This is a genomic window from Cerasicoccus frondis (assembly GCA_031296915.1).
Lineage (GTDB): Bacteria > Verrucomicrobiota > Verrucomicrobiia > Opitutales > Cerasicoccaceae > Cerasicoccus > Cerasicoccus frondis.
In genome coordinates this window covers 57,430-76,275 of record JAVDPC010000014.1, presented here as the reverse complement: position 1 = coordinate 76,275, position 18,846 = coordinate 57,430, and the positions used below count along the sequence as shown (strand labels likewise).

Annotated in this window: 15 protein-coding genes; 9 read left to right on the top strand and 6 right to left on the bottom strand. The window is 55.8% G+C overall.

Features of this window, described 5'->3' with window-relative positions; translation table 11 throughout:
- Positions 1 to 431 precede the first annotated feature (431 nt).
- Genes RBB63_RS12375 through RBB63_RS12365 form a run of 3 tightly spaced genes read left to right on the top strand, consistent with a single transcriptional unit; the run spans position 432 to position 3,192 of the window.
- Complete coding sequence (locus tag RBB63_RS12375) at positions 432 to 605, top strand: hypothetical protein (RefSeq protein ID WP_309384655.1); 174 nt, start codon at positions 432 to 434, stop codon at positions 603 to 605.
- Between the two features lie 5 nt (positions 606 to 610).
- Positions 611 to 2,626: a thioredoxin domain-containing protein gene (locus RBB63_RS12370; protein WP_309384653.1), complete on the top strand. Its 2,016-nt coding sequence runs from the start codon at positions 611 to 613 to the stop codon at positions 2,624 to 2,626.
- On the top strand, positions 2,623 to 3,192 hold the full coding sequence (locus tag RBB63_RS12365; RefSeq protein ID WP_309384651.1) for a DNA-3-methyladenine glycosylase I: 570 nt from the start codon (positions 2,623 to 2,625) through the stop codon (positions 3,190 to 3,192). Before RBB63_RS12370 ends, RBB63_RS12365 begins: the two co-directional genes overlap by 4 nt.
- 275 nt (positions 3,193 to 3,467) lie before the next feature.
- On the opposite strand, the gene RBB63_RS12360 is transcribed toward RBB63_RS12365, so the two are convergent.
- Both RBB63_RS12360 and RBB63_RS12355 read right to left on the bottom strand, forming a co-directional pair.
- Positions 3,468 to 4,268: a hypothetical protein gene (locus RBB63_RS12360; RefSeq protein ID WP_309384648.1), complete on the bottom strand. Its 801-nt coding sequence runs from the start codon at positions 4,266 to 4,268 to the stop codon at positions 3,468 to 3,470.
- An 86-nt stretch (positions 4,269 to 4,354) separates the two neighbouring features.
- Positions 4,355 to 4,927 carry a hypothetical protein gene (locus RBB63_RS12355; RefSeq protein ID WP_309384646.1) on the bottom strand — a complete coding sequence of 191 codons (573 nt, stop codon included), beginning with the start codon at positions 4,925 to 4,927 and terminating at the stop codon, positions 4,355 to 4,357.
- A 670-nt stretch (positions 4,928 to 5,597) separates the two neighbouring features.
- Between RBB63_RS12355 and RBB63_RS12350 the strand changes: the two genes are divergently transcribed.
- Positions 5,598 to 5,987: a hypothetical protein gene (locus RBB63_RS12350; RefSeq protein WP_309384644.1), complete on the top strand. Its 390-nt coding sequence runs from the start codon at positions 5,598 to 5,600 to the stop codon at positions 5,985 to 5,987.
- Positions 5,988 to 6,477: 490 nt separating this feature from the next.
- A complete protein-coding gene (locus tag RBB63_RS12345; RefSeq protein WP_309384642.1) occupies positions 6,478 to 6,657 on the top strand; it encodes a hypothetical protein in 180 nt (59 codons plus the stop codon).
- On the opposite strand, the gene RBB63_RS12340 is transcribed toward RBB63_RS12345, so the two are convergent.
- Positions 6,644 to 7,711: an Ldh family oxidoreductase gene (locus RBB63_RS12340; protein WP_309384640.1), complete on the bottom strand. Its 1,068-nt coding sequence runs from the start codon at positions 7,709 to 7,711 to the stop codon at positions 6,644 to 6,646. The two genes, RBB63_RS12345 and RBB63_RS12340, sit on opposite strands and share 14 nt — an antisense overlap.
- Before the next feature lie 89 nt (positions 7,712 to 7,800).
- Between RBB63_RS12340 and RBB63_RS12335 the strand changes: the two genes are divergently transcribed.
- Positions 7,801 to 8,538 (top strand): RraA family protein, encoded by a 738-nt coding sequence (locus RBB63_RS12335; protein ID WP_309384638.1) that lies wholly within the window; start codon positions 7,801 to 7,803, stop codon positions 8,536 to 8,538.
- Entirely contained in the window at positions 8,519 to 14,311 is a 5,793-nt protein-coding gene (locus RBB63_RS12330; RefSeq protein ID WP_309384636.1) for a non-ribosomal peptide synthetase, read from the top strand. The genes RBB63_RS12335 and RBB63_RS12330 overlap by 20 nt, the downstream gene beginning before the upstream one ends.
- 26 nt (positions 14,312 to 14,337) lie before the next feature.
- Here RBB63_RS12330 and RBB63_RS12325 read toward each other — a convergent pair whose 3' ends face one another.
- The 3 genes from RBB63_RS12325 to RBB63_RS12315 are packed head-to-tail and all read right to left on the bottom strand — an operon-like array spanning position 14,338 to position 17,921.
- On the bottom strand, positions 14,338 to 16,863 hold the full coding sequence (locus tag RBB63_RS12325; protein WP_309384634.1) for an ABC transporter permease: 2,526 nt from the start codon (positions 16,861 to 16,863) through the stop codon (positions 14,338 to 14,340).
- Complete coding sequence (locus RBB63_RS12320) at positions 16,863 to 17,213, bottom strand: VOC family protein (protein ID WP_309384632.1); 351 nt, start codon at positions 17,211 to 17,213, stop codon at positions 16,863 to 16,865. Before RBB63_RS12320 ends, RBB63_RS12325 begins: the two co-directional genes overlap by 1 nt.
- 9 nt (positions 17,214 to 17,222) lie before the next feature.
- On the bottom strand, positions 17,223 to 17,921 hold the full coding sequence (locus tag RBB63_RS12315) for an ABC transporter ATP-binding protein (RefSeq protein ID WP_309384629.1): 699 nt from the start codon (positions 17,919 to 17,921) through the stop codon (positions 17,223 to 17,225).
- A gap of 42 nt (positions 17,922 to 17,963) precedes the next feature.
- Between RBB63_RS12315 and RBB63_RS12310 the strand changes: the two genes are divergently transcribed.
- Together RBB63_RS12310 and RBB63_RS12305 are read left to right on the top strand one after the other, a co-directional pair.
- On the top strand, positions 17,964 to 18,647 hold the full coding sequence (locus RBB63_RS12310) for an arylesterase (protein WP_309384627.1): 684 nt from the start codon (positions 17,964 to 17,966) through the stop codon (positions 18,645 to 18,647).
- A complete protein-coding gene (locus tag RBB63_RS12305) occupies positions 18,644 to 18,844 on the top strand; it encodes a hypothetical protein (RefSeq protein ID WP_309384625.1) in 201 nt (66 codons plus the stop codon). The genes RBB63_RS12310 and RBB63_RS12305 overlap by 4 nt, the downstream gene beginning before the upstream one ends.
- Positions 18,845 to 18,846 lie beyond the last annotated feature (2 nt).

Below are 18,846 nucleotides of genomic sequence, written 5' to 3'. Positions count from 1 at the left end.
TAGATTTGCACATTGCGCAAATGGCAACTCCGCCGAAGGTGTGTGTGAGGGATATCTCAATCACTCAGAGGTAGCGCCCGTTATCCCTAACGGGCAGTTCTATCCAGTTGGCCTCCTATCCATCTTATCGAGGTAGCGGCCTGCGTCCCCGCTGGCCATAAAATGCAACCCGATGCTGTGGTTGAGCGGGACGCGATCCCGCGGCGATATCGCATGGCGCGGACCGATTCCTTCTATTTGTTCCACGCTTGGCCAGCGGGGACGCTGGCCGCTACCTTTGCCACTCAGTTGAAACTGCCCGTTAAGGATAACGGGCGCTACCTATTTACTCATTAGACGCCCCACGGCCGCGTTTTCAATCCCCACAATCGCCCCACGCGCCCTTAACTTTACGCTGGTCTCCGCGCGCTCACCGCCCAAGCTAACCGTCGATGAGTAAGAGAGTCTGTCGAGAATGCGAAAACCCTTTGCCCAAAGACGCCGACTATTGCGGACGGTGCGGGGAAGGCGTGCGCCAAATCCCGATCGGGTGCGCCGTGATCGGGCTCCTCGCAGCGGCGGGGGCCGTCGTCGGCTTCCTGCTTTATTTAAAATCCGCTCTGTAATTTTTATGCCGAATCGCCTAGCCGAATCCCCGAGTCTTTACTTGCGCCAGCACGCGGACAACCCCGTCGACTGGCATCCATGGGGCGAAGAAGCCTTTGCCGAAGCCAAACGCCTCGGCAAGCCCGTGCTCGTTTCCGTGGGCTACAGCGCCTGCCACTGGTGCCACGTGATGGCGCACGAGAGCTTCGAAAACCCCACCATCGCACGCCTGATGAACCAGCACTTCGTGTGCATCAAGGTCGACCGCGAGGAGCACCCCGACGTGGATCAGATCTACATGGAGGCCGTGCAGATGATAACCCAGCGCGGCGGCTGGCCGCTCAACGCCTTTTGCCTGCCGGACGGTCGCCCATTCTTTGGCGGCACCTACTTCCCGCCCGAAGACCGCGGCCAGGGCATCGTCCCGTGGCCCCAGCTGATCATGCGCATCTCCGACTACTACCAGAAGAATCGCGACGAGCTGGAGGAGAATGCGGACAACATTTTGAAGAACATGACCGAGGGCAACAAGCCCATCGGCGCCACCGGCGAAGACCTCGGAGGCCAGCACCTGATCACCGCTGCCGAGGGCATCTGCACCCAGCACGACGACGAGTGGGGCGGCTTTGGCGAGGCCCCGAAATTCCCGCCCTCGATGACGCTCGACTTCCTGCTCGCCGTGCGCGGATCGGCCGCCTGCGAGGCGAAGCCCGAGCTCGCCCAGCGCATCGACAAAGTGGCGCGCATGACGCTCAAGGGCATGGCCCACGGCGGCTTGTTCGACCAAGTCGGCGGCGGCTTCTCCCGCTACAGCGTGGACAAGCTCTGGCTGATCCCGCACTTCGAAAAAATGCTCTACGACAACGGCCTGCTGCTCGACGTTTACGCCAAGGGCTGGCAGCGCTACGGCGACCCGATGTTTCGCGCCGTTGCCGAAGAAACCTATGCCTGGCTGGAGCGCGAAATGCGCGCACCCGAAGGCGCCTGGCGCGCCGCACTCGACGCCGACAGCGAAGGCGAAGAAGGCAAATACTACGTGTGGAAGCCCGAGGAGATTAAAGCCATCCTCGGCGAGGAAGACGGCGCCACGTTCTGCGACGCCTACAACATCACCGAGAAGGGCAACTTCGAACACGGCACGACGAACCCCGCCTTCGTTTACGACAGCTTTGAGAAACGCCAGTCTCTGGAAGCTTTGCGATGCAAAGTATTGGCCGCGCGGCAGGAACGCATCGCGCCCGGACTCGACGAAAAGGTGCTCCTTTCGTGGAACAGCCTCGTCGTCCGCGGCCTGACCACCGCCGGCTTCACCTTTGGCGAGAAGACGTGGATCGAGCGTGCCCGCGAAGTCGCCGACTGGCTGTGGGAAACCTTCGCCAGCGAAGACGCCGACGGCTACACGCGCCTCAAGGCCGTTTACTACAGCGGCGAAGGCGCGCGCTACGATGGCCGCCTCGACGACTACGCGTGGTTCGCCGAAGCCTTGCTTACTTTGTGTGGCAAAGTTGACTGGATCGAGCCCGGCGCATCGCAGCTTTACCTCGACCGCGCCATCGCGCTCGTCAACACCATCCAGGAACGCTTTGCCGACCCGAACATGCCGGGCTGCTTCTTCACCGCCGACGACCAGACCGACCTCGTCACCCGCAAGAAAACGTGGTTCGACAACGCCACGCCCGCGGGCAACTCGGCCATGGTGCAGGTTTACGCGGCGCTCTACGCGCTGACCGGCGCGGGTGACTACGAGGCGCAGCTCCAGGCGCTCCGCCCGGCCTACACCGGCATTGCCCAGCGTGCGCCCAGCGCCGCCGCGCATGCGCTGTCCGGCTTTACGCACAGCGCGGTCGGCATCCCGGTGGTTAAGATCAAGGGCGCGCAAGACCTCGACGCCCTGCGCGCCGCGATCAGCGCCCGCCCGTGGCGCCCCGTCTTCCTACAAACCACCGACGATGCCGCGCAGCCCGACGGCTTCCAGCTCTGCGTGGGCACGCAATGCCTCGCGCCCACCACCGACGCCGCCACGCTGGCCGAAAACTTATGAGCCAGCATCGTTGTGAATGGTGCGGCGATGACCCGCTCTACGTCGACTACCACGACCGCGAGTGGGGCGTCCCTGTTCACGACGACCGCAAGCTCTTTGAGTTCATCATTCTCGAAGGCGCGCAGGCCGGCCTCAGCTGGATAACCGTGCTCCGCAAACGCGAGCACTACCGCGCAGCGCTGCACGATTTCGACTACGCGCGCATCGCGGAATTTGGGCCCAAGGATTTGGAAATGCTCCTCGCGAACGAGGGCATCATCCGCAACCGGCTCAAGGTGGAGTCGCTCGTGAAGAATGCCCGCGGCACACTGGCGATCATCGAGGAGTTCGGCAGCCTCAACAACTACCTGTGGCGCTTCGTCGATGGAGCACCGATCCAAAACACTTGGAGCTCGCTGTCCGAAGTCCCCGCGAAGACCGTGATCTCCGACGCCTTGAGCAAGGACTTAAAAAAGCGCGGCTTCAACTTCGTCGGCTCCACGATCTGCTACGCCTTCATGCAAGCCGTCGGCATGGTCAACGACCACACGACTGATTGCTTTCGGTATCGGGAGCTGAAGGGCTGAATCGACTAGATCTTGAATGTAGGGCTCGCGCAACATTAAGAACGCAGATTTGGAGATCATCAGCTAAGCGTTCGGCAAAATCGCCATCGATTACCACGACGATTAAATCAACGTCGTAGTCATCGCGCTAAATTCCCTTAGCAATAAATCCGCCGAGAATCACCACAATCAAATCCTCATTCTTTTAATGCAAGCGTTTAACAGATTCTATAGCTGCCCTGGCATGGAGCTCTTTCATTCGATATACTTATCTAACGTTTATGTAAGACGCGGCTTTAGCCATTACCGCCACTACCTTGTTGAGCTGACCTTTCCTGTTTGATAAATCCCATCCATTCCTCGATATTTTTGAACCCGGCAGGAATATGGACCCAACCTCGATCCTCATCCGATGGTTCAAAATCTTGGTAGTGCTCCGGTTCCACTGGTTGTGGCGTGACCTTACCTAAGTATGCTTTGAAGAGATGATTGATTTTACAACTATCGAGCCTTGATCGCAACTCACTCCACCGATCATCTTCTGAAAATCCTTCATCAATAAAGGATGTCATAATCCATCCATATATCTGCGCTTCAGCTTGATCTATCGATCCTCCAAAGTGTTCTTTGGTATAAAACTGTTGAGGGTCAATCTGAGGCCCTAGCTCTACATAACAATCATATACTATTTCGATTAGGCTTAAAAAGAAACTTCTTGATCTCGCTAGAACGTCGTCATCACCAAGTTCAACATCATTGTGATCGTAATCAAAAAAGTGAAATGTGTGAGTGCGCCCATGAGAACTTCCACCTCGGATAGGGTAGCCACCCCCATGAACATGTGAGTTACGTGTATTCAGGAAGAATTTCGCGGTTTGGTTCTTCTTTAGCTTCTCTTGGTGAGGCGCATACCATGCTTCAAAGCCATCAAGATCTTTGAACTGTTGTAGTGCTAATGTAACTGTTCTTGAAGCAGAAAGATAGGCGCTGAAATAAAATTGAAACTCCTCTAAATCGAAGCCGCAGCCAGCCATCTTCCTTAGGAAGAATTCTGCCTCAGCTACCTTCATGTCGACAGTATCAAATGTCTTTTCCATTTATTCTTCCGCCCAACTCAAAAGTGATACGCGAATACCATTCGCGGAGCGCTTTGGCTGTGCTGTATCGAATGCATTGTTAGCCTTCATCGCTTTATCATAAGGCTGGCTAGCTTTATGGCTGTCCAACTGATTCCCGAAGATCCCTCTAGGGCCACTTCCAAAACTTGGGTGACTGATAGGGAATCAGCAATTTCTCTGACTTTCAGGTGTTCTGAACGTGCATCGATCTTCAATTTTGAATCGGATGAGTCTAAAACAACCAACTCAACTTTTATTTCATCATTTGGGTTTAGGAGGTTAAACTCGAATGCGCATCCAGGTTCTCCCTCAAGCTTGGGGCAATGAATTCCTGGTTTCGCTTCAATTTTCGCAAAGAAAAATTTTCCCGGTGACGGCATAATGAACACTGGAACTTCTTTTAGGCATGCATTCCCGATGTTCTTAATTCTTACCTCGTGGGAATATACCTTTTCGACCTCCATACCTTTGTATTCGAGCTTAAGGTCGGGATCAGATTTTTCTACAAGGGTTCGTGTGTTAACCGTGTACCCGAGAATGCGACGCTCTCTTCTGAAGAACCGTATCGCTTGTTCGAGGAGGAAAACAACGATGCCGCCTCCTAGGAACGTAATAACATCTTTTATTTCGAAATTCATTTCAATTGGCTAACTAGTAATCAGTAGATTTTTAGATATTATTCAATGCCCATTCATAGCAAGGACAATCAGCAATTCTGGCGGGGCATTTCCGAATTAGACATCACGAATAAGTTAATGATGATTGGCTTTTTGATATCTCTCATTTCCACCAAATGAGCTGATAGCCCAATTCGTAAAGTCACTTCGAGCGAGAAGCTAGGCCCTCGCGTTCGCGCAGAATGCAGATGCCGACGAGGTGCTTCTTAAGCTTCCCTTCAGAATCGATTTTCCTAATTTCCAGAATATCATCTCGTCAGCAATGGATCGATGCGATGGGTTCCGACCAGTCCTTCCCTGATCCGTCCTGTTTCGCCAGCAGAACCAACGGGTTTTGCCGCGGATCGAGCAGGATTTTCGCTGGAACGTCTTGGTTTCGCTCGGGATCGACACGGTTTGGGCCAGGATCGACTCGGTTTGGCGCGGGATCGACTTGGTTTTCGGGAAAAACAGGTCGATCCGCTAGTAAACCGAGCCGATTCTCCGCGTATAATTTACTATTTTAATGAATTTAGTAAATTTTTGCTTTATTTTGGGCGCATTTTGTTCATTGTATTACGTGTGGAAGCGATTCCCATGGCGTCTGGCCACGAAGGTCGGGCGCGCCTAACCACCACCCACCACACCACGAATGAGCTACCAAAAATACCATGAACGCATGCGCGCCATCTTGAGCGCGTGGACCCAACTCGCGCCGGAGGAATCCTTTGGTGGCCTGACTTTGGCGGAATTCACCGCCAAGTTTCAGGCTATCGAGGACGCCAAGGCCCAAGTCGATCAACGCAAGCTCCAGCTAGCCAGCGATCGACAAGCCTACAGCCTCCTGTTGCGCGGCGAACGCGATTCGCTACGCCTAATCAGTAATAGTGTTTGCGGCAACCCCGCCTACGGCGATGACAGCCCCCTCTATCGGGCCATGGGCTACGTGCCGCGCTCGGAACGAGCCAGCGGCCTGACCCGTCGCACCAGCGTCGAGGCTGAAGCGACGACGGGCGATTCGCCGGAAGCCGAGGCCGCATAGGCGACCATCATTCCGCAGGCAATTCAACGCCATCTCAAGCCGCCGCGCCCTGCCCTGGGGCGCGGCGCTTTTCTTTGAAAACGTGGAGCCTTCTCGAGGATGCGGAATGTAGGGCTCGTGGACATTCAACCTTCAGTCAATTTTGCCCCAACAGGGCTACGCATCAATAGCCCAGGGTTGGCTTGAGGCCGCAAAGCGGCTGAAAACCCACCCTGGGATTTACGCATTGGTTTTATTGCCTATCCCAACGGGATTGCGCAACACGACATCTTGCGTAGCCCCGTTGGGGCAAGGGCAAAGATCGCATCCGGCAACCCAGGGTAGCGCACCCCGCTAAGCGGGTTTGCTTTAACCCTGGGCTAGTGATGCGTAGCCCCGTTGGGGCAATCGTGATGCATAATGAGTGTCCGTTGGCCTTTGGATGAGCCCGCGCCTTTGGCGCTCGAATGAAGGTCTGCTGACTCTAGGATGCTGGATGTAGGGCTCGCGCTTGCCTCTCCGCCAGCAGGATGCGGCATCGCGCAAGCGCGAGCCCTACAGTCGTGACGCAGATTTGGAGATCAACCCGCCTCTTCTGCGCGCAGGACTGCGAGTGGTGGGCTTATTGAAAATGCGGCGGCGGTTGACCAAGCCGGTGAAGAGCGGCAGCGCGGTCGTTACGGCGATTTAGAACTACCGCCCTCTAATAGTGGTCCCAAGTCGACTCCATGCTTATCCGCCAATTGGCGGAGGTAGCTGATGGCAGAGTCATCTAACTCAACGCCAAGTTCGTCAGACTCTGCGAGGTTTCGCCAGCGTTGCTCACCCGGATAAAGAATCTCAGTATAGCCTTCGGCCGTTCGTCCTTCCTTGAGGTAAGTCATGAGCAGCTCCATGCGATCATAGAAAGCATCACGGGAACCAAAACGCTCGATGGACATGGCGAGAAAGAAGTGTCCGGTGTTCGAATAACCGCTGAAGTCTTTGATCGACTTGAGGTCAGGAGAAAGCGCCGCTCCGGTCAACACAGCGCTGAGGACCTCCACCACGAAAGCCAAGGCAGAACCTTTCGCTCCGCCAAAGGGGAGCATTCGAGCGCGTCTGGCTTCATCGGCATTTTGCAGAGATTGTCCATTTTCATTCAGCAAAACACCCGGCGGAATATTGCCCGCTTGCTCCATCTCATTCGCCAATTTCGAGCCACTGCTCATCCCAGCGGAGAGATCGACGAGCAGCGAACGCCCGTTGCGACGCGGAGCTCCAAAGGCAATCGGGTTGGTGCCAAACAGGCGATCAATGCCACCATGGGGCACAACTCTCGTCACGCAATTAGTCGTGGCGACGCCAATGCAGTTCGCCTCGGCCGCCATCTGGACATAGTAGGCTTCAGTCCCATTGTGATTACTGGCGTTTACCCCTACCGCGCCCAGCCCATGTTGAGTCGCCATCTCAACTGCCCGCGCCATGCCAAAATGACTCAAATAGTGCCCACTGCCATTACCGCCATGAAGGATGGCCGTGCAGGCGCTCGTTTGTTCGTACTGAAAATTCGCGGGTGAAACAATCAGCCCATGACGGATACGATCAATGTACTCTCGCAGCCTTTTGACGCCTTGTGAGGAACGACCTATCCGGTCATTCCAAACAATTACATGGGCAGTCACGCCCGATTCATCTGGAGCAAATCCTTCACACACAAGCAAGTGACTAAGGATTTTCTCCAATATTATGTGGTTGACGCGCATCTTGCAGGTATTTGTTTTAAATATCAGTCGATGAGAAATTGAGTCTCATTGTCCGCTACACTTTTCAACCATTCTTTCAGGATTAATAGATGCCTGATTTAGAGAAAGCTACATTCGAGGCTGAAAAACCGCCTTCCATTCGGCTCTATTCCGGGCCAGGCAATCGCATTCGTCGGAACATACAACGTCCACCCGAGTCCGATTACCTCCAGCTGTTACAATTCGATCCGACAACAGTCAGCGATATCATGAATCGCATTTACAGCGTTGGACCCGGGTTTCAATGCCAAACACCAAATCGCTGTAGCATTCTAGGACCAGCCTGCACCATCAACTGCTTTCCCGGTGATAACCTCATGGTGCAAAAGTCGCTGGATATCGCCCGCCCAGGAGACATCCTGGTCATCAACGCCAAAGGCCTCCTACATAATGCGATGGTCGGCGACATGATCACCACCAAGGCTCAACAGCGCGGCATTCGAGGAATTATTGTCGACGGCGCCATTCGCGACCAAGAGGGAATCGCCAAACTCGGGCTGCCAGTCTTTGCCCGTGGCAGAACCACCGCCGGGCCATTACATCGGGGCCCGGGCGAGATCAATTTCCCGATTGCTCTCGGCGGCGTTGTCGTGAATCCCGGCGACATTGTTTATGGCAATGCGTCAGGCCTCGTAGTCATTCCTCAGGACGATCTGCATGCGGTGCTTAAGCAGCTGTTGCTCAGCCAAATCGAGGTGAAAGCCTACGAGGAAAAAGTCCGCAAGGGCGCCTTCAAAAGCGAATGGGTTGATCGAGTCCTGGAAGACAATGGCTGTGCATTCGAGTGAATCCGACACTCTGATTCGGAATTGTGACCAAACGAACGTCGTCGAAATTTTTCACCAGATAGTCGCCAGCTATCCGGAAACTCCCGCCATTGCTATTGGCGACTGGCGGCTAACCTACGGTGAACTCGATCAACGGTCCAACTTGATCACATCGGCAATCCTCGCCCATCGCGATAAACTGCCCGTAGAGCCGATGGTCTACATCCAGGCATCGAAGCTTGAACACCAGTTAATCGCCATGGTGGGCGCCCTCAAGGCAGGCGCCGGCGTTTCCTTTGCTGGCGTCAACGCTCCGGCTGACTCCGTGTGTGAACTCTGCGAAAATGCGAAGCTGGATATCCTCGCTGTCGATCATAACCGAGCCAACCAGTTCGAACAAATGGAGTCTCGCTCGATGCTGCTGCTCAACATCGAGGAAGCCTTGGAGCAGGCAGCCTATTTCAGCGAACCGCTTCCGCAGCTAAGCCCTGAACACATTTGCCGGATCGTCTTCACATCTGGATCAACCGGCTCTCCCAAAGGCGTAGAGCACAGCCATAAAAGTGTTCTCCACACGGTTCAAAGGGCTCAGAACTGCCTTCATTTTCGACCCGGCGAGCGTCAATTACTGCTCTCTCCGCTGGAGCACATGACCGGCTCCTCAATCGTCTTTACCAGCATCTTGAGCGGCACGACACTCTGCCCCTATCCCATCCACGAACACGGCGTCGATCGTTTGGCGAGTTGGCTGGGCGAAAATAAAATCCATCACGTCAGGATGAGCGTCACCGTGTTCAGATCACTGGTCGCCAGCTCAACTCATGGATCATCTTTTGAAAGCGTTAAAACTCTCTGGCTGGGCGGAGAAAAAACTTTGTTGGTCGACGCGGAAAATTTTCAAACCAAGTTTCCCCATGGCAGTCGCTTGGTGATCAACTTCGGCTCGTCCGAATGCTCATGCATTTCACAGTGTGTGATCGATCAGCAAACAGATCTTCAAGCGATCCCCACGCTCAGCGGCTATCCTGCTGAAGGCAAAGAGATCAAGATCGTTGGGCGCGATGGCCAAATCGCGCCTAGTGGAGAAGTCGGAGAGATCCAGGTAACGAGCCAGTTCCTCGCGCGCGGCTATCGCAACCGTCCTGACCTCACTGAGGAGCGTTTCATTTTTTCAGATAAGATGCCTGCTCTGATAACCGTCATGACGGGTGATTTTGGCCGATGGCTAGAAGATGGCCGCCTGGAATGCGTGGGCCGACGGGACAACATGGTCAAAATCAATGGACATCGCGTAGAATGTAATGACGTCGAGTCAGCATTACTCGCCCATCCCGATGTCGATCTGGCCGCCGTTCAAGCAGTTGAAACCAGGCCTGGCAACCACCGCCTAATCGCTCACATCGCGCCAGTTGCAGGTTGGAAAGACGCTGACTTCCATTTACTCGAAGACAATCTGCGCCAACAGCTTGCGAACCGCGTGCCGGCTTATTGCATTCCAGCGGCATTCAAGTTCAGCAAATCGTTTCCAATGACGACATCGGGCAAGCTGGACCGCCAAAAGATTTTTCAACTGGCGGAAAACAAGTCCACTGAGCAACACCGGCCACTCGATGAGGATGAGGAAATCATCGCTGATATCTGGAAAGGCATCCTTAAAACACAAACAATTTCTCCAAGTGATAATTTCTTTATCCTCGGCGGGGATTCTCTGAATGCAGCAAACCTGGTTCTCCAAATCGCGCGCACCACTCAAGTTTCACTTGAAATCGGAGATGTCTTCCGCTTCCCGGAGTTACCACGTCTGGCCGAGCGGTTCCGCCAAGCCAAAACTCGCGCCGACGAAGCAGTCCTCGATACCCCCGACGCCTTGGATTCGCTCACGCAACAACAGTCCTATTTTTATTTTCTGGATCAATCCTTACCCAATCCAGAAATCCTGAATTGCAGCCTGAGCCTCAAACTGGCCGGAGAACTAAACCCGGAGCGATTGCGGGAAGCGCTCAAACGACTGGTTCAGCGTCATGAAATCTATCGGACAACTTACTCTCGCAGCGGCGAGTCCGTTCGCCCGGTTGTCGTATCAGACGCCGCATTCAATTTTGAATTCGTTTCCGCCGACGGCGCACTCGATGAGCAGGACGCTGAAAGGCGGATCAACCAATTCACCGCAGCGCCTTTCGATCTGAAGCACGGCCCAGTCGGACGCGCACTCCTCTTGCGCCTGAGTCCGCATGACTGGCGACTCACGCTCTGCATTCATCACATTGCCACCGATGCGGGGAACTGGTCATTGCTGTGGAATGAACTCCGCGCCCTCTATTTTGATGTCGGCAATGAAGCGACACCGGCTGGTTCAGGAATCGATAACGCTTATCAAGAGCTAAGAATTCGCCAGGCACGCAATCGAAGCCAACGCCTTCACCGCGCACAACAATTTTGGCGGCAACAACTCGCTGACTTACCGCAGCCACTCGATACTTCGTTGCTTTGCCCCGACGGTAGGCCGACGACCCAAACCGACGAACCGGGCTATCGTTTTGAGCTTTCAGAGGCATGGACGAATCAAATCGAGCAACTCGCGCGCACGCAGGCGAGCACGGTCTACTCTGTCCTGCTCGCCATCGTCTTTGGCTTTCTTCGCAAATGCTTTCAGCAAGATGATTTGATCATCGGCGTGCCGACCAACGAGCGGCTCCACCCGCTGAACAGCAAAACCCAGGGCTGCCTCGTCAAGATGCTGCCTATGCGCATAGCGCCCCAGTCAGACCAGCCAATCGGCGCGCTCATTCAAAGCGTCGGCGCTCATCTGCTCGCGGCGCTTGAGCACGATTGCCTATCGCCCCTTGAGATGCTTGAAGCCACTGGCGAGCATCGGAAGAATGGCCTCTACGAAGTGATCTTTCGCATGCGCGAAACGAAGCAGACGTTTCCGCCACTCGCCAGCACGCAATCGGTGCAACGTCTCGATTTGCACCAGGAAGCTTCGCAAACGCCGTTGATGTTCGAGCATATTCAATCGGCTGATCGCAGCCACATCGCGCTGAGCTTCGATCATGCAAAAATCCTCCCCGCTGACGCGCAGCGACTGCTTGGCTATTTTAAAAACTACCTACACACGTTTTTATCATCCACTCCATCCACTCCGCTATCAGCGGTTGGGATTACCTCGACTGATGAGTTGCTTCAAATCAGCACACATGGACAAGGTCCCGCCAACGAGTATCCACGAGACACCGACATAGCTCAGCTCTTTGACAAAGTAGCGGAAGCTCATCCAGATGAAATCGCCATCCAATGCGGTGATGCTCAACTCAGCTATTCCGAAGCGAAAACCGCCAGCCAAAAACTGGCCGCCGGCCTCATTGCCCTAGGAGTTAAAGCCGGAGATCGCATCGGCATTTACTTTAGTCGAAGCCCAGACTTCATCATCGCAACTCTCGGCATTCTGCGCGTGGGCGCCGCCTACGTCCCGCTTGATGTCACTTACCCGCTGGAACGTGTGCGCACGATCCACACCGACGCCCAAGTCCAAGGCGTACTGACCGACCACGCAGGCTACGCCAAGCTCAAGGGCAACGGCATCGATAGCTGGTCCATGCCCGCGCTAATGGAGTTCCCGCCATTACAAGATGCGGGGCCGATCAAGGCCGACGCGCCAGCTTACCTCATGTATACCTCTGGCACAACCGGCCAGCCAAAGGGTTCACTGATTCCGCATCGCGGCATTGTGCGTCTCGTCAGGAATACAAACTACGTCAGCCTCGGCGCCAATGATCGCATCCTTCATCATTCCTCGCCATCCTTCGATGCGGCGACGTTGGAAATATGGGGCCCGCTGCTCAACGGCGGCACACTCGTCATCATGCCAGACGAAGCGCCCGACATTGCCGATTACGCCAAGGTTATCGCGCAGGAAAACATAACCGTCCTCTGGCTTACTGCGGGTTTATTCCATGTCATCATGGATGAAGACCCGACGATCTTTTCCAATCTGAAGACTCTGATGTCGGGGGGCGATGTAGTCTCGCCCAAACATGTAAGTCGACTTTATGCAACTTGCCCACATGTGAATTTCATCAACGGTTATGGGCCAACTGAAAACACCACGTTTAGCTGCACCTGGCCAGCGCCAGTCGACTTTAATGAAGCTCAAGCGCTCCCCATTGGCCAGCCAATCGCCAATTCTGAAGCCTTCATCATTGATCAGGATGGCGCCCTGCTGCCACCCGGCATGATCGGCGAACTCTGCGTTGGCGGCGATGGCTTATCACTGGGATACTGGAACCGGCCGGAGCTCAACGCACGGTCCTTTATTGCACATCCATTATTCGGCGCGGAGAAGCAAGTCTATCGAACCGGTGATCGGGCGGCGCTCGATGAGACTGGCGCCTTTACCTTTTACGGGCGGATCGATAACCAGATAAAAATCCGCGGTTACCGCATCGAGTTAGACGAGGTTGAAAAGCAAATCCTGTCCCTTCCCGAAGTGCGTCAGGCAAGCGTCGTGGTCGTGACTCTCGGCTTAAAAAAGCAGCTCTGCGCAGCAGTGGTGATCGAGAAAGAAACCGCCGAATCAATCGCGCTTTTAAAGCGCACCCTCCATGGCCGCTTGCCGACCTATATGCAGCCCTCTCGTTGGCTAGCGCTAAAGGAAACGCCATTGACCACAAATGGCAAAGTCGACCGCCGAGCGCTGGAATCAATTTTTCAACACAGTCAAGCTGATGCCGCAGAGCCGTTCCGCAATGAATGGGAGCAGTCATTGGCGGAGATCTGGATGCGCATCCTGAAAATTGATTCAGTTTGCCGCGATGACGATTTCTACAATGTCGGCGGAGATTCTCTGGCTTCGATGCAGTTAATCTTCCAGATCGAAAAAGAATGGGGCATTGAATTTTCCGTCAAGGATCTCTTTGACCGTCCCACCCTCCATCAGATGGCGGAATTGCTCGCACAGCGGCAAAATGGCGTCACGCAAAACAGCAGCGTAGACACCATCATTACACTTAAAGCATCTGGCTCACTAAAGCCTTTATTCATGATCCATGGTTGGGGCGGCGAATTGTTTCGCCTCACCAACCTCGCAAGGAGCCTTCAAGCTGATATGCCTGTGTATGGCATCCAATCGATAGAAAAAGCCGGTATTTCAGAGCAGTCGCTGCCGTCCATCGAGGCGCTGGGAGAGCGCTACGCTCAAGACATACTGAAGCACCAAAAAGATGGTCCATATTACCTGTGCGGTTTTTCAATGGGCGGGCTCATTGCCTATGAAACAGCGCGGCAGTTGAAACTACGCGGCGCTGAAGTAGCCTGCCTGACGCTCATCGACACCAGCACCCGCAACTTACCGAAAGCCGTCTACCTGTATGCGATGTCCGGCTATTTCCTATCACGGATAAGAGCTTACCTATCTCGCGTGACGAAGGGTGAGGCAAGGCGTGGCGTCTTCACAAAATTAAAACGCTTACCGACCAGTTTGGGCTTTTACGTCAGGAATGAACAACCACCGCAAGTTCCTGAAAAATCCCCAACGGGAACCAACGCTCCCAATCTGGTTGATCACTACTACTCGCTGTATCTGTCATACCGACCGCAACGGACTGAAATTCCAACCGTCATTTTTCGCTCTTCAGCCAATCGCATGAATCTCACGCGTATTTGGTCTTACTTAACCTATGGATCGGCGACAGCCATAACTGTCGATGTGACGCATCATAAGATGCTGGAGGATTTTGATTTAGCTACCCAAATGGCGCACATCCTCGCCGAGCATCAAGCCAAGCAAAAGCTGTAATTGGGGGAAGAGGCAATCTACAAGATTTAGCCCGCCTCCTCCGAACGCAGCACCGCAAGTGGCGGGCTGTTGGAAATGCCACGACTATTGGCCAAGCCGGTTATAAGCGTCAGCGCAGTCGTGACGACAATCGTGACGAACGTCGCGACAATCGGCACGGACGGGGCGGCCTCAAAGACCCAGATCGCCAGACTTGCCGCAGCCGCCCAGGCCAACAGCGCGCCGACCAATCCGGCCAGTAGCCCAACCGCGAAGTATTCGACGGCCATGATCGCGCGGATCTGTTTGGCGCTGGCGCCAATCGTTCGCAAGAGCACGCTTTCGCGGAAGCGTTGATAGCGGCTGGTGATAACAGCCGAGGCTAAAACGACTACCCCCGTCAAGAGCGTGAACGACGCCATGAAGCGCAGCGCAAACGCCACCCGCCCGAGGATGTCGCGCAGGCCATCCAGTACGATGCTCAAATCCACTGCTGTGATGTTCGGGTAGGCCTGCACAACTTTGCGTTGCAAAGTAGCGAGCGAATCCTTGTCCGGCGCGCGCACGAATGCGATGTGCCAAGTGGGCGCACCCTCGAGCACACCGTCCGGGAAGACCGCAAAAAAATTCGGACGCATACGCTTCCAATCGACTTCACGCAACGAGGATACTTTGCATTGCAAAGTTAGGCCTTGAATATTGAACGTGAGCGTATCGCCGACTCCGATATTTAGATCTTCGGCCATGCCGTCTTCGAGGGAAATCGGCACCGGCTCTTCAAAGCCATTCCACTGCCCCACAAACTCACCCGCCACCACGGTTTCCGTGACCGAGGGCTGCCCCCGCCACGTGGAGCGCCATTCGCGGTTGATGATCCAGTTGTCAATATCGCTGGTCGGATCGGCCTTGATCTGCGCCACCGTGCGGCCATTCACTTTTTCCAAACGCATGGCGACGATTGGGGCGCCGTCAGCGATGGTCATGCCCTCGCCTTTGACGATATCTTCGAAGCCTGCGAGCTGGTCTGTTTGAATGTCGAAGAACATCGTGTTCGGCTCATCGGCGTCGTCGACCAACTGCGTGTCGCTCAAAAGCACGCCTTCGATCAGGAACAAGGTCTGTATTAAAAACGCGCCCATGCCAAGCGTCACCACGAGGAAGAGCGTGCGGTTGTTGGGCCGGTGCAGATTCGCCAAGCCCTGCCGACACACATAGCTCTTCACGCGACCAGCAAGTAGCGACAATACTTTGCGCAACAAAGCTGCCGCCGCAGTGAAGACTAACAGCGCCACAAACAACCCGACCGCGAACGCCGCGCCATGCCACCAGGTTTCGGTTTGCGAGGAGCAGTAGCCGACCAAGAGCACGACGATAACGCCCCAGAGCAATGCCACCAGTGGGTCAAACTGACGGCGCGGCTGATAGCTGGCCCGCAACGCGCGCAGCGGGCTCACCTTGCGCAGCGGCAAGAGTGGCAGCAGGGAAAACAGCGCCGCGATCAGCCAGCCAAAAAGCATTCCCTCCAACACACGCGGCCAGCTAATAAAGCTTTCGAGCTCAAACGGGAGCAAGGGCCCGATCACCGCCGGGAGCCACACTTGCGCCAACACACCGAGTGATGCGCCAATTATTGCCCCAACAAACGTCACCCCGAGCACCTGCCACAGAAACACGCGACACGCCGCGCCGACCGTGCACCCCAGGAAGCGCAAGACCGCAACCGACTCCAGCTTCGCGCGCAGATACGCCTGCACCGCGCCCGCCACCCCCACGCCGCCAAGCAACAGGGCAATCATGCCTACGAGGTTGAAGAAGCGGTAAAGGTTTTCCAGCGACTGACCAAGATCTTCCTTACGCTTGGCAATCGTCGTGAGGCGCACGCGTTCATCGCCGAGGTCGCGCTTCGCACGCTCTGCCACGGCGTCAGCATCGACGCCATTGGGCAGCTTGATGTCGTAGCCATGGAAGGCAATCGTGCCGAACCCGATCAAATCAGTAGACTCTAAATACCGAGCCGCAATGTAAACGCGTGGCGCAAAGAGCCCCGCAAAAGCCGACTCGCCCGGCACATCAACGATTTCGGCGGAGATCGTAAAAGTTTGCTGCCCAAGCTTAATCGGGTCGCCGACCTTGAGGTTGAAGAGCGCGAGGAGCACGGGGTCGACGACCGCAATCGCTTCGCTGCTATCGCCCACACGCACACCGGCGGGCAAGGTCTCAAATTCGCCATAGTAGGGGAAGTTTCCCTCGACCGCACGCACCTGCACGAGGCGCGTGTCTTCGGTGCTCGGGAAATACGCCATCGAGCTAAAACGTGTCTCGCGCGACTGATCGCCGCCGAGATTTTCGATGTAGGCCTTGGCCGCCTCACTGTAGGGCGTGCGCGAGGAAATACGCAGATCTGAACCGAGCAGCGTTTGCGCCTCCTCGTCCATCGTGGCCCTCAGATTGTCGCCAAAGGAATTGATCGCCACCAGCGCCGCGACCCCGAATACAATCGAAATCGCGCACAGGAGCAGTCGCTTCTTTTGGGTGCGCGCATCGCGCCAGGCGGTGAGGAGCGTGAAGGACATCAGGAAGCGGCGGTGATTTCGATGCGGTGCCCATCCGGGTCGTCGATGACCATGCGACGCCCCCATTCCGATTTTTTGGGCGGCGAAACAATTTTCCCGCCACTGGCTTCAACGACCGAGAAGACTTGGTCGACATCCGCCACAGCGAGCCCGAAGCGCAGGCATGCAGTCGCGTCATTCTCATCGCGCTGCGGGTAGATTTCAAAGACAACCTTCCCCAACTGAGTTCCAAAATGCTCCGGCCCCTTCCCGTGGCGGTGCTTTGGCAGCGGACGGTCCAAAAGCGTCTCGTAAAACTTGGCTAACTTCTCCGGGTCTGGTGATCGCAATACGATTAGATTCAACTCCATGGCGCTTCTTTACAGTTGAACGATTTGCCCATCGCGGACGCGGAGGCTGCGTTGACAGCGATTTGCGAGGTCGAGGTCGTGGGTGACGAGGACCAGCGTTGCGCCATGGTCGCGGTTGAGGTCGAAAAGGAGGTGCTCGATGCGCTCGCCGGTCTCGGGGTCGAGGTTGCCCGTGGGCTCGTCAGCAAAGAGAATTTTCGGGTCGTTAATGAACGCGCGGGCCAGCGCCACGCGCTGTTGCTCGCCGCCGGAGAGTTGGATCGGGTAATGGTCCTCGCGGTCGACGAGGCCGACTTTGTCCAGCCACTCAAGCGCTTTCTTTTCCACGCCGCGTTCGCCACGCAGCTCGAGCGGGGCCAGCACGTTTTCCCGCGCGGTAAGGGTCGGGATCAACTGAAAGTTTTGAAATACGAAGCCCACGTGCTCGTTGCGGAGCTTGGCGCGACCGTCCTCCGTGAGGCTTTCCCAGGCGACGCCCTCCAACTTGATCGAACCTGAGGTCGGGTTATCGAGTCCGGCACAAAGCCCCAAAAGCGTTGTCTTACCACAGCCGGACGGGCCAACAATGGCCAGCGTCTCGCCAGCGCCGATGGTGAAGTTGACGCCCTTCAGGATCTCCAGCGTTCCGTGGGCAGCCTGGTAGCTCTTGCGCACGTCGATGGCTTCCAGCACGGGCGCGCTGGCGGGTGTTGGTTGGTTATCCGGCATTGCTAATTTAGGAACACGCTTCAGACTCTTTTGCAAACGATGATGTTAAACAACACGCAGGGCGCCAACTGGTTCCATCGCTTTTTTGCCTCGCTTCTCCTCTTAGCAGCGCCGCTCGGGGCCCTCGCCAAGCCTGCAGCCGTGGTCTTTTACGGCGATAGCCTGACTGCAGCCTACGGGCTCGATCCCGATCAGGGCTACCCGGCGCTGCTCCAACAAAAAGTCGAGGCTGACGGCTTGCAGTCGGACTACGAGGTAGTCGCGTCCGCCGTGAGTGGTGAAACCTCGGCCGGCGGCCTAGCTCGCCTCAACTGGGCCCTGGCAGGACTGACTCGCAAGAAGCAGAACATCGATGTGTTCGTGCTCGCGCTGGGGTCCAACGACGGGCTCCGCGGACTGCCCGTCGCCAACATGCAGGAGAATTTGCAAGCGATCCTGGATACACTCAAAGCGCGCTACCCGGATGTGCAGCTCGTCGTCGCAAGGATGTTCATGCCGCCGAACATGGGCGAGGCTTACCGCGAGGAATTCGCCAATGCCTATGTCGCGCTGGCTGAGGCAAACGACGCCGTGCTGATCCCGTTTTTGCTCGATGGCGTGGCGGGCGACCCGGAGCTTAACCTGGCCGACGGCATGCACCCGAACGCCAAGGGACAGCAAATCATCGCCGACAACCTTTGGCCCATCATTCAACCACTGCTCACAACCGACTCACCACAACTATGAAGTTTGCCCTCGCCTTAATCGCCGCTGCGCTGCTCACCGCCTGCGCCACAACAGAACCCACCGCCGAACAAAAGGCGCAGGAAGCCAAGGCGCGCAAAGCCATGAGTGCAGGTGCGGGGCAGTTGGAAAAATCGGGCGCAGTACAAAACGGAAGCGTCCTAAATCCACCGAAATCGGATTATACAATCGATCTGTAGGC

Coding starts and splice junctions, on each gene's coding strand:
- RBB63_RS12375 (WP_309384655.1), top strand. CDS start 432: ATGAGTAAGAGAGTCTGTCGAGAATGCGAAAACCCTTTGCCCAAAGAC.
- RBB63_RS12370 (WP_309384653.1), top strand. CDS start 611: ATGCCGAATCGCCTAGCCGAATCCCCGAGTCTTTACTTGCGCCAGCAC.
- RBB63_RS12365 (WP_309384651.1), top strand. CDS start 2,623: ATGAGCCAGCATCGTTGTGAATGGTGCGGCGATGACCCGCTCTACGTC.
- RBB63_RS12360 (WP_309384648.1), bottom strand. CDS start 4,268: ATGGAAAAGACATTTGATACTGTCGACATGAAGGTAGCTGAGGCAGAA.
- RBB63_RS12355 (WP_309384646.1), bottom strand. CDS start 4,927: ATGAATTTCGAAATAAAAGATGTTATTACGTTCCTAGGAGGCGGCATC.
- RBB63_RS12350 (WP_309384644.1), top strand. CDS start 5,598: ATGAGCTACCAAAAATACCATGAACGCATGCGCGCCATCTTGAGCGCG.
- RBB63_RS12340 (WP_309384640.1), bottom strand. CDS start 7,711: ATGCGCGTCAACCACATAATATTGGAGAAAATCCTTAGTCACTTGCTT.
- RBB63_RS12335 (WP_309384638.1), top strand. CDS start 7,801: ATGCCTGATTTAGAGAAAGCTACATTCGAGGCTGAAAAACCGCCTTCC.
- RBB63_RS12330 (WP_309384636.1), top strand. CDS start 8,519: ATGGCTGTGCATTCGAGTGAATCCGACACTCTGATTCGGAATTGTGAC.
- RBB63_RS12325 (WP_309384634.1), bottom strand. CDS start 16,863: ATGTCCTTCACGCTCCTCACCGCCTGGCGCGATGCGCGCACCCAAAAG.
- RBB63_RS12320 (WP_309384632.1), bottom strand. CDS start 17,213: ATGGAGTTGAATCTAATCGTATTGCGATCACCAGACCCGGAGAAGTTA.
- RBB63_RS12315 (WP_309384629.1), bottom strand. CDS start 17,921: ATGCCGGATAACCAACCAACACCCGCCAGCGCGCCCGTGCTGGAAGCC.
- RBB63_RS12310 (WP_309384627.1), top strand. CDS start 17,964: ATGTTAAACAACACGCAGGGCGCCAACTGGTTCCATCGCTTTTTTGCC.
- RBB63_RS12305 (WP_309384625.1), top strand. CDS start 18,644: ATGAAGTTTGCCCTCGCCTTAATCGCCGCTGCGCTGCTCACCGCCTGC.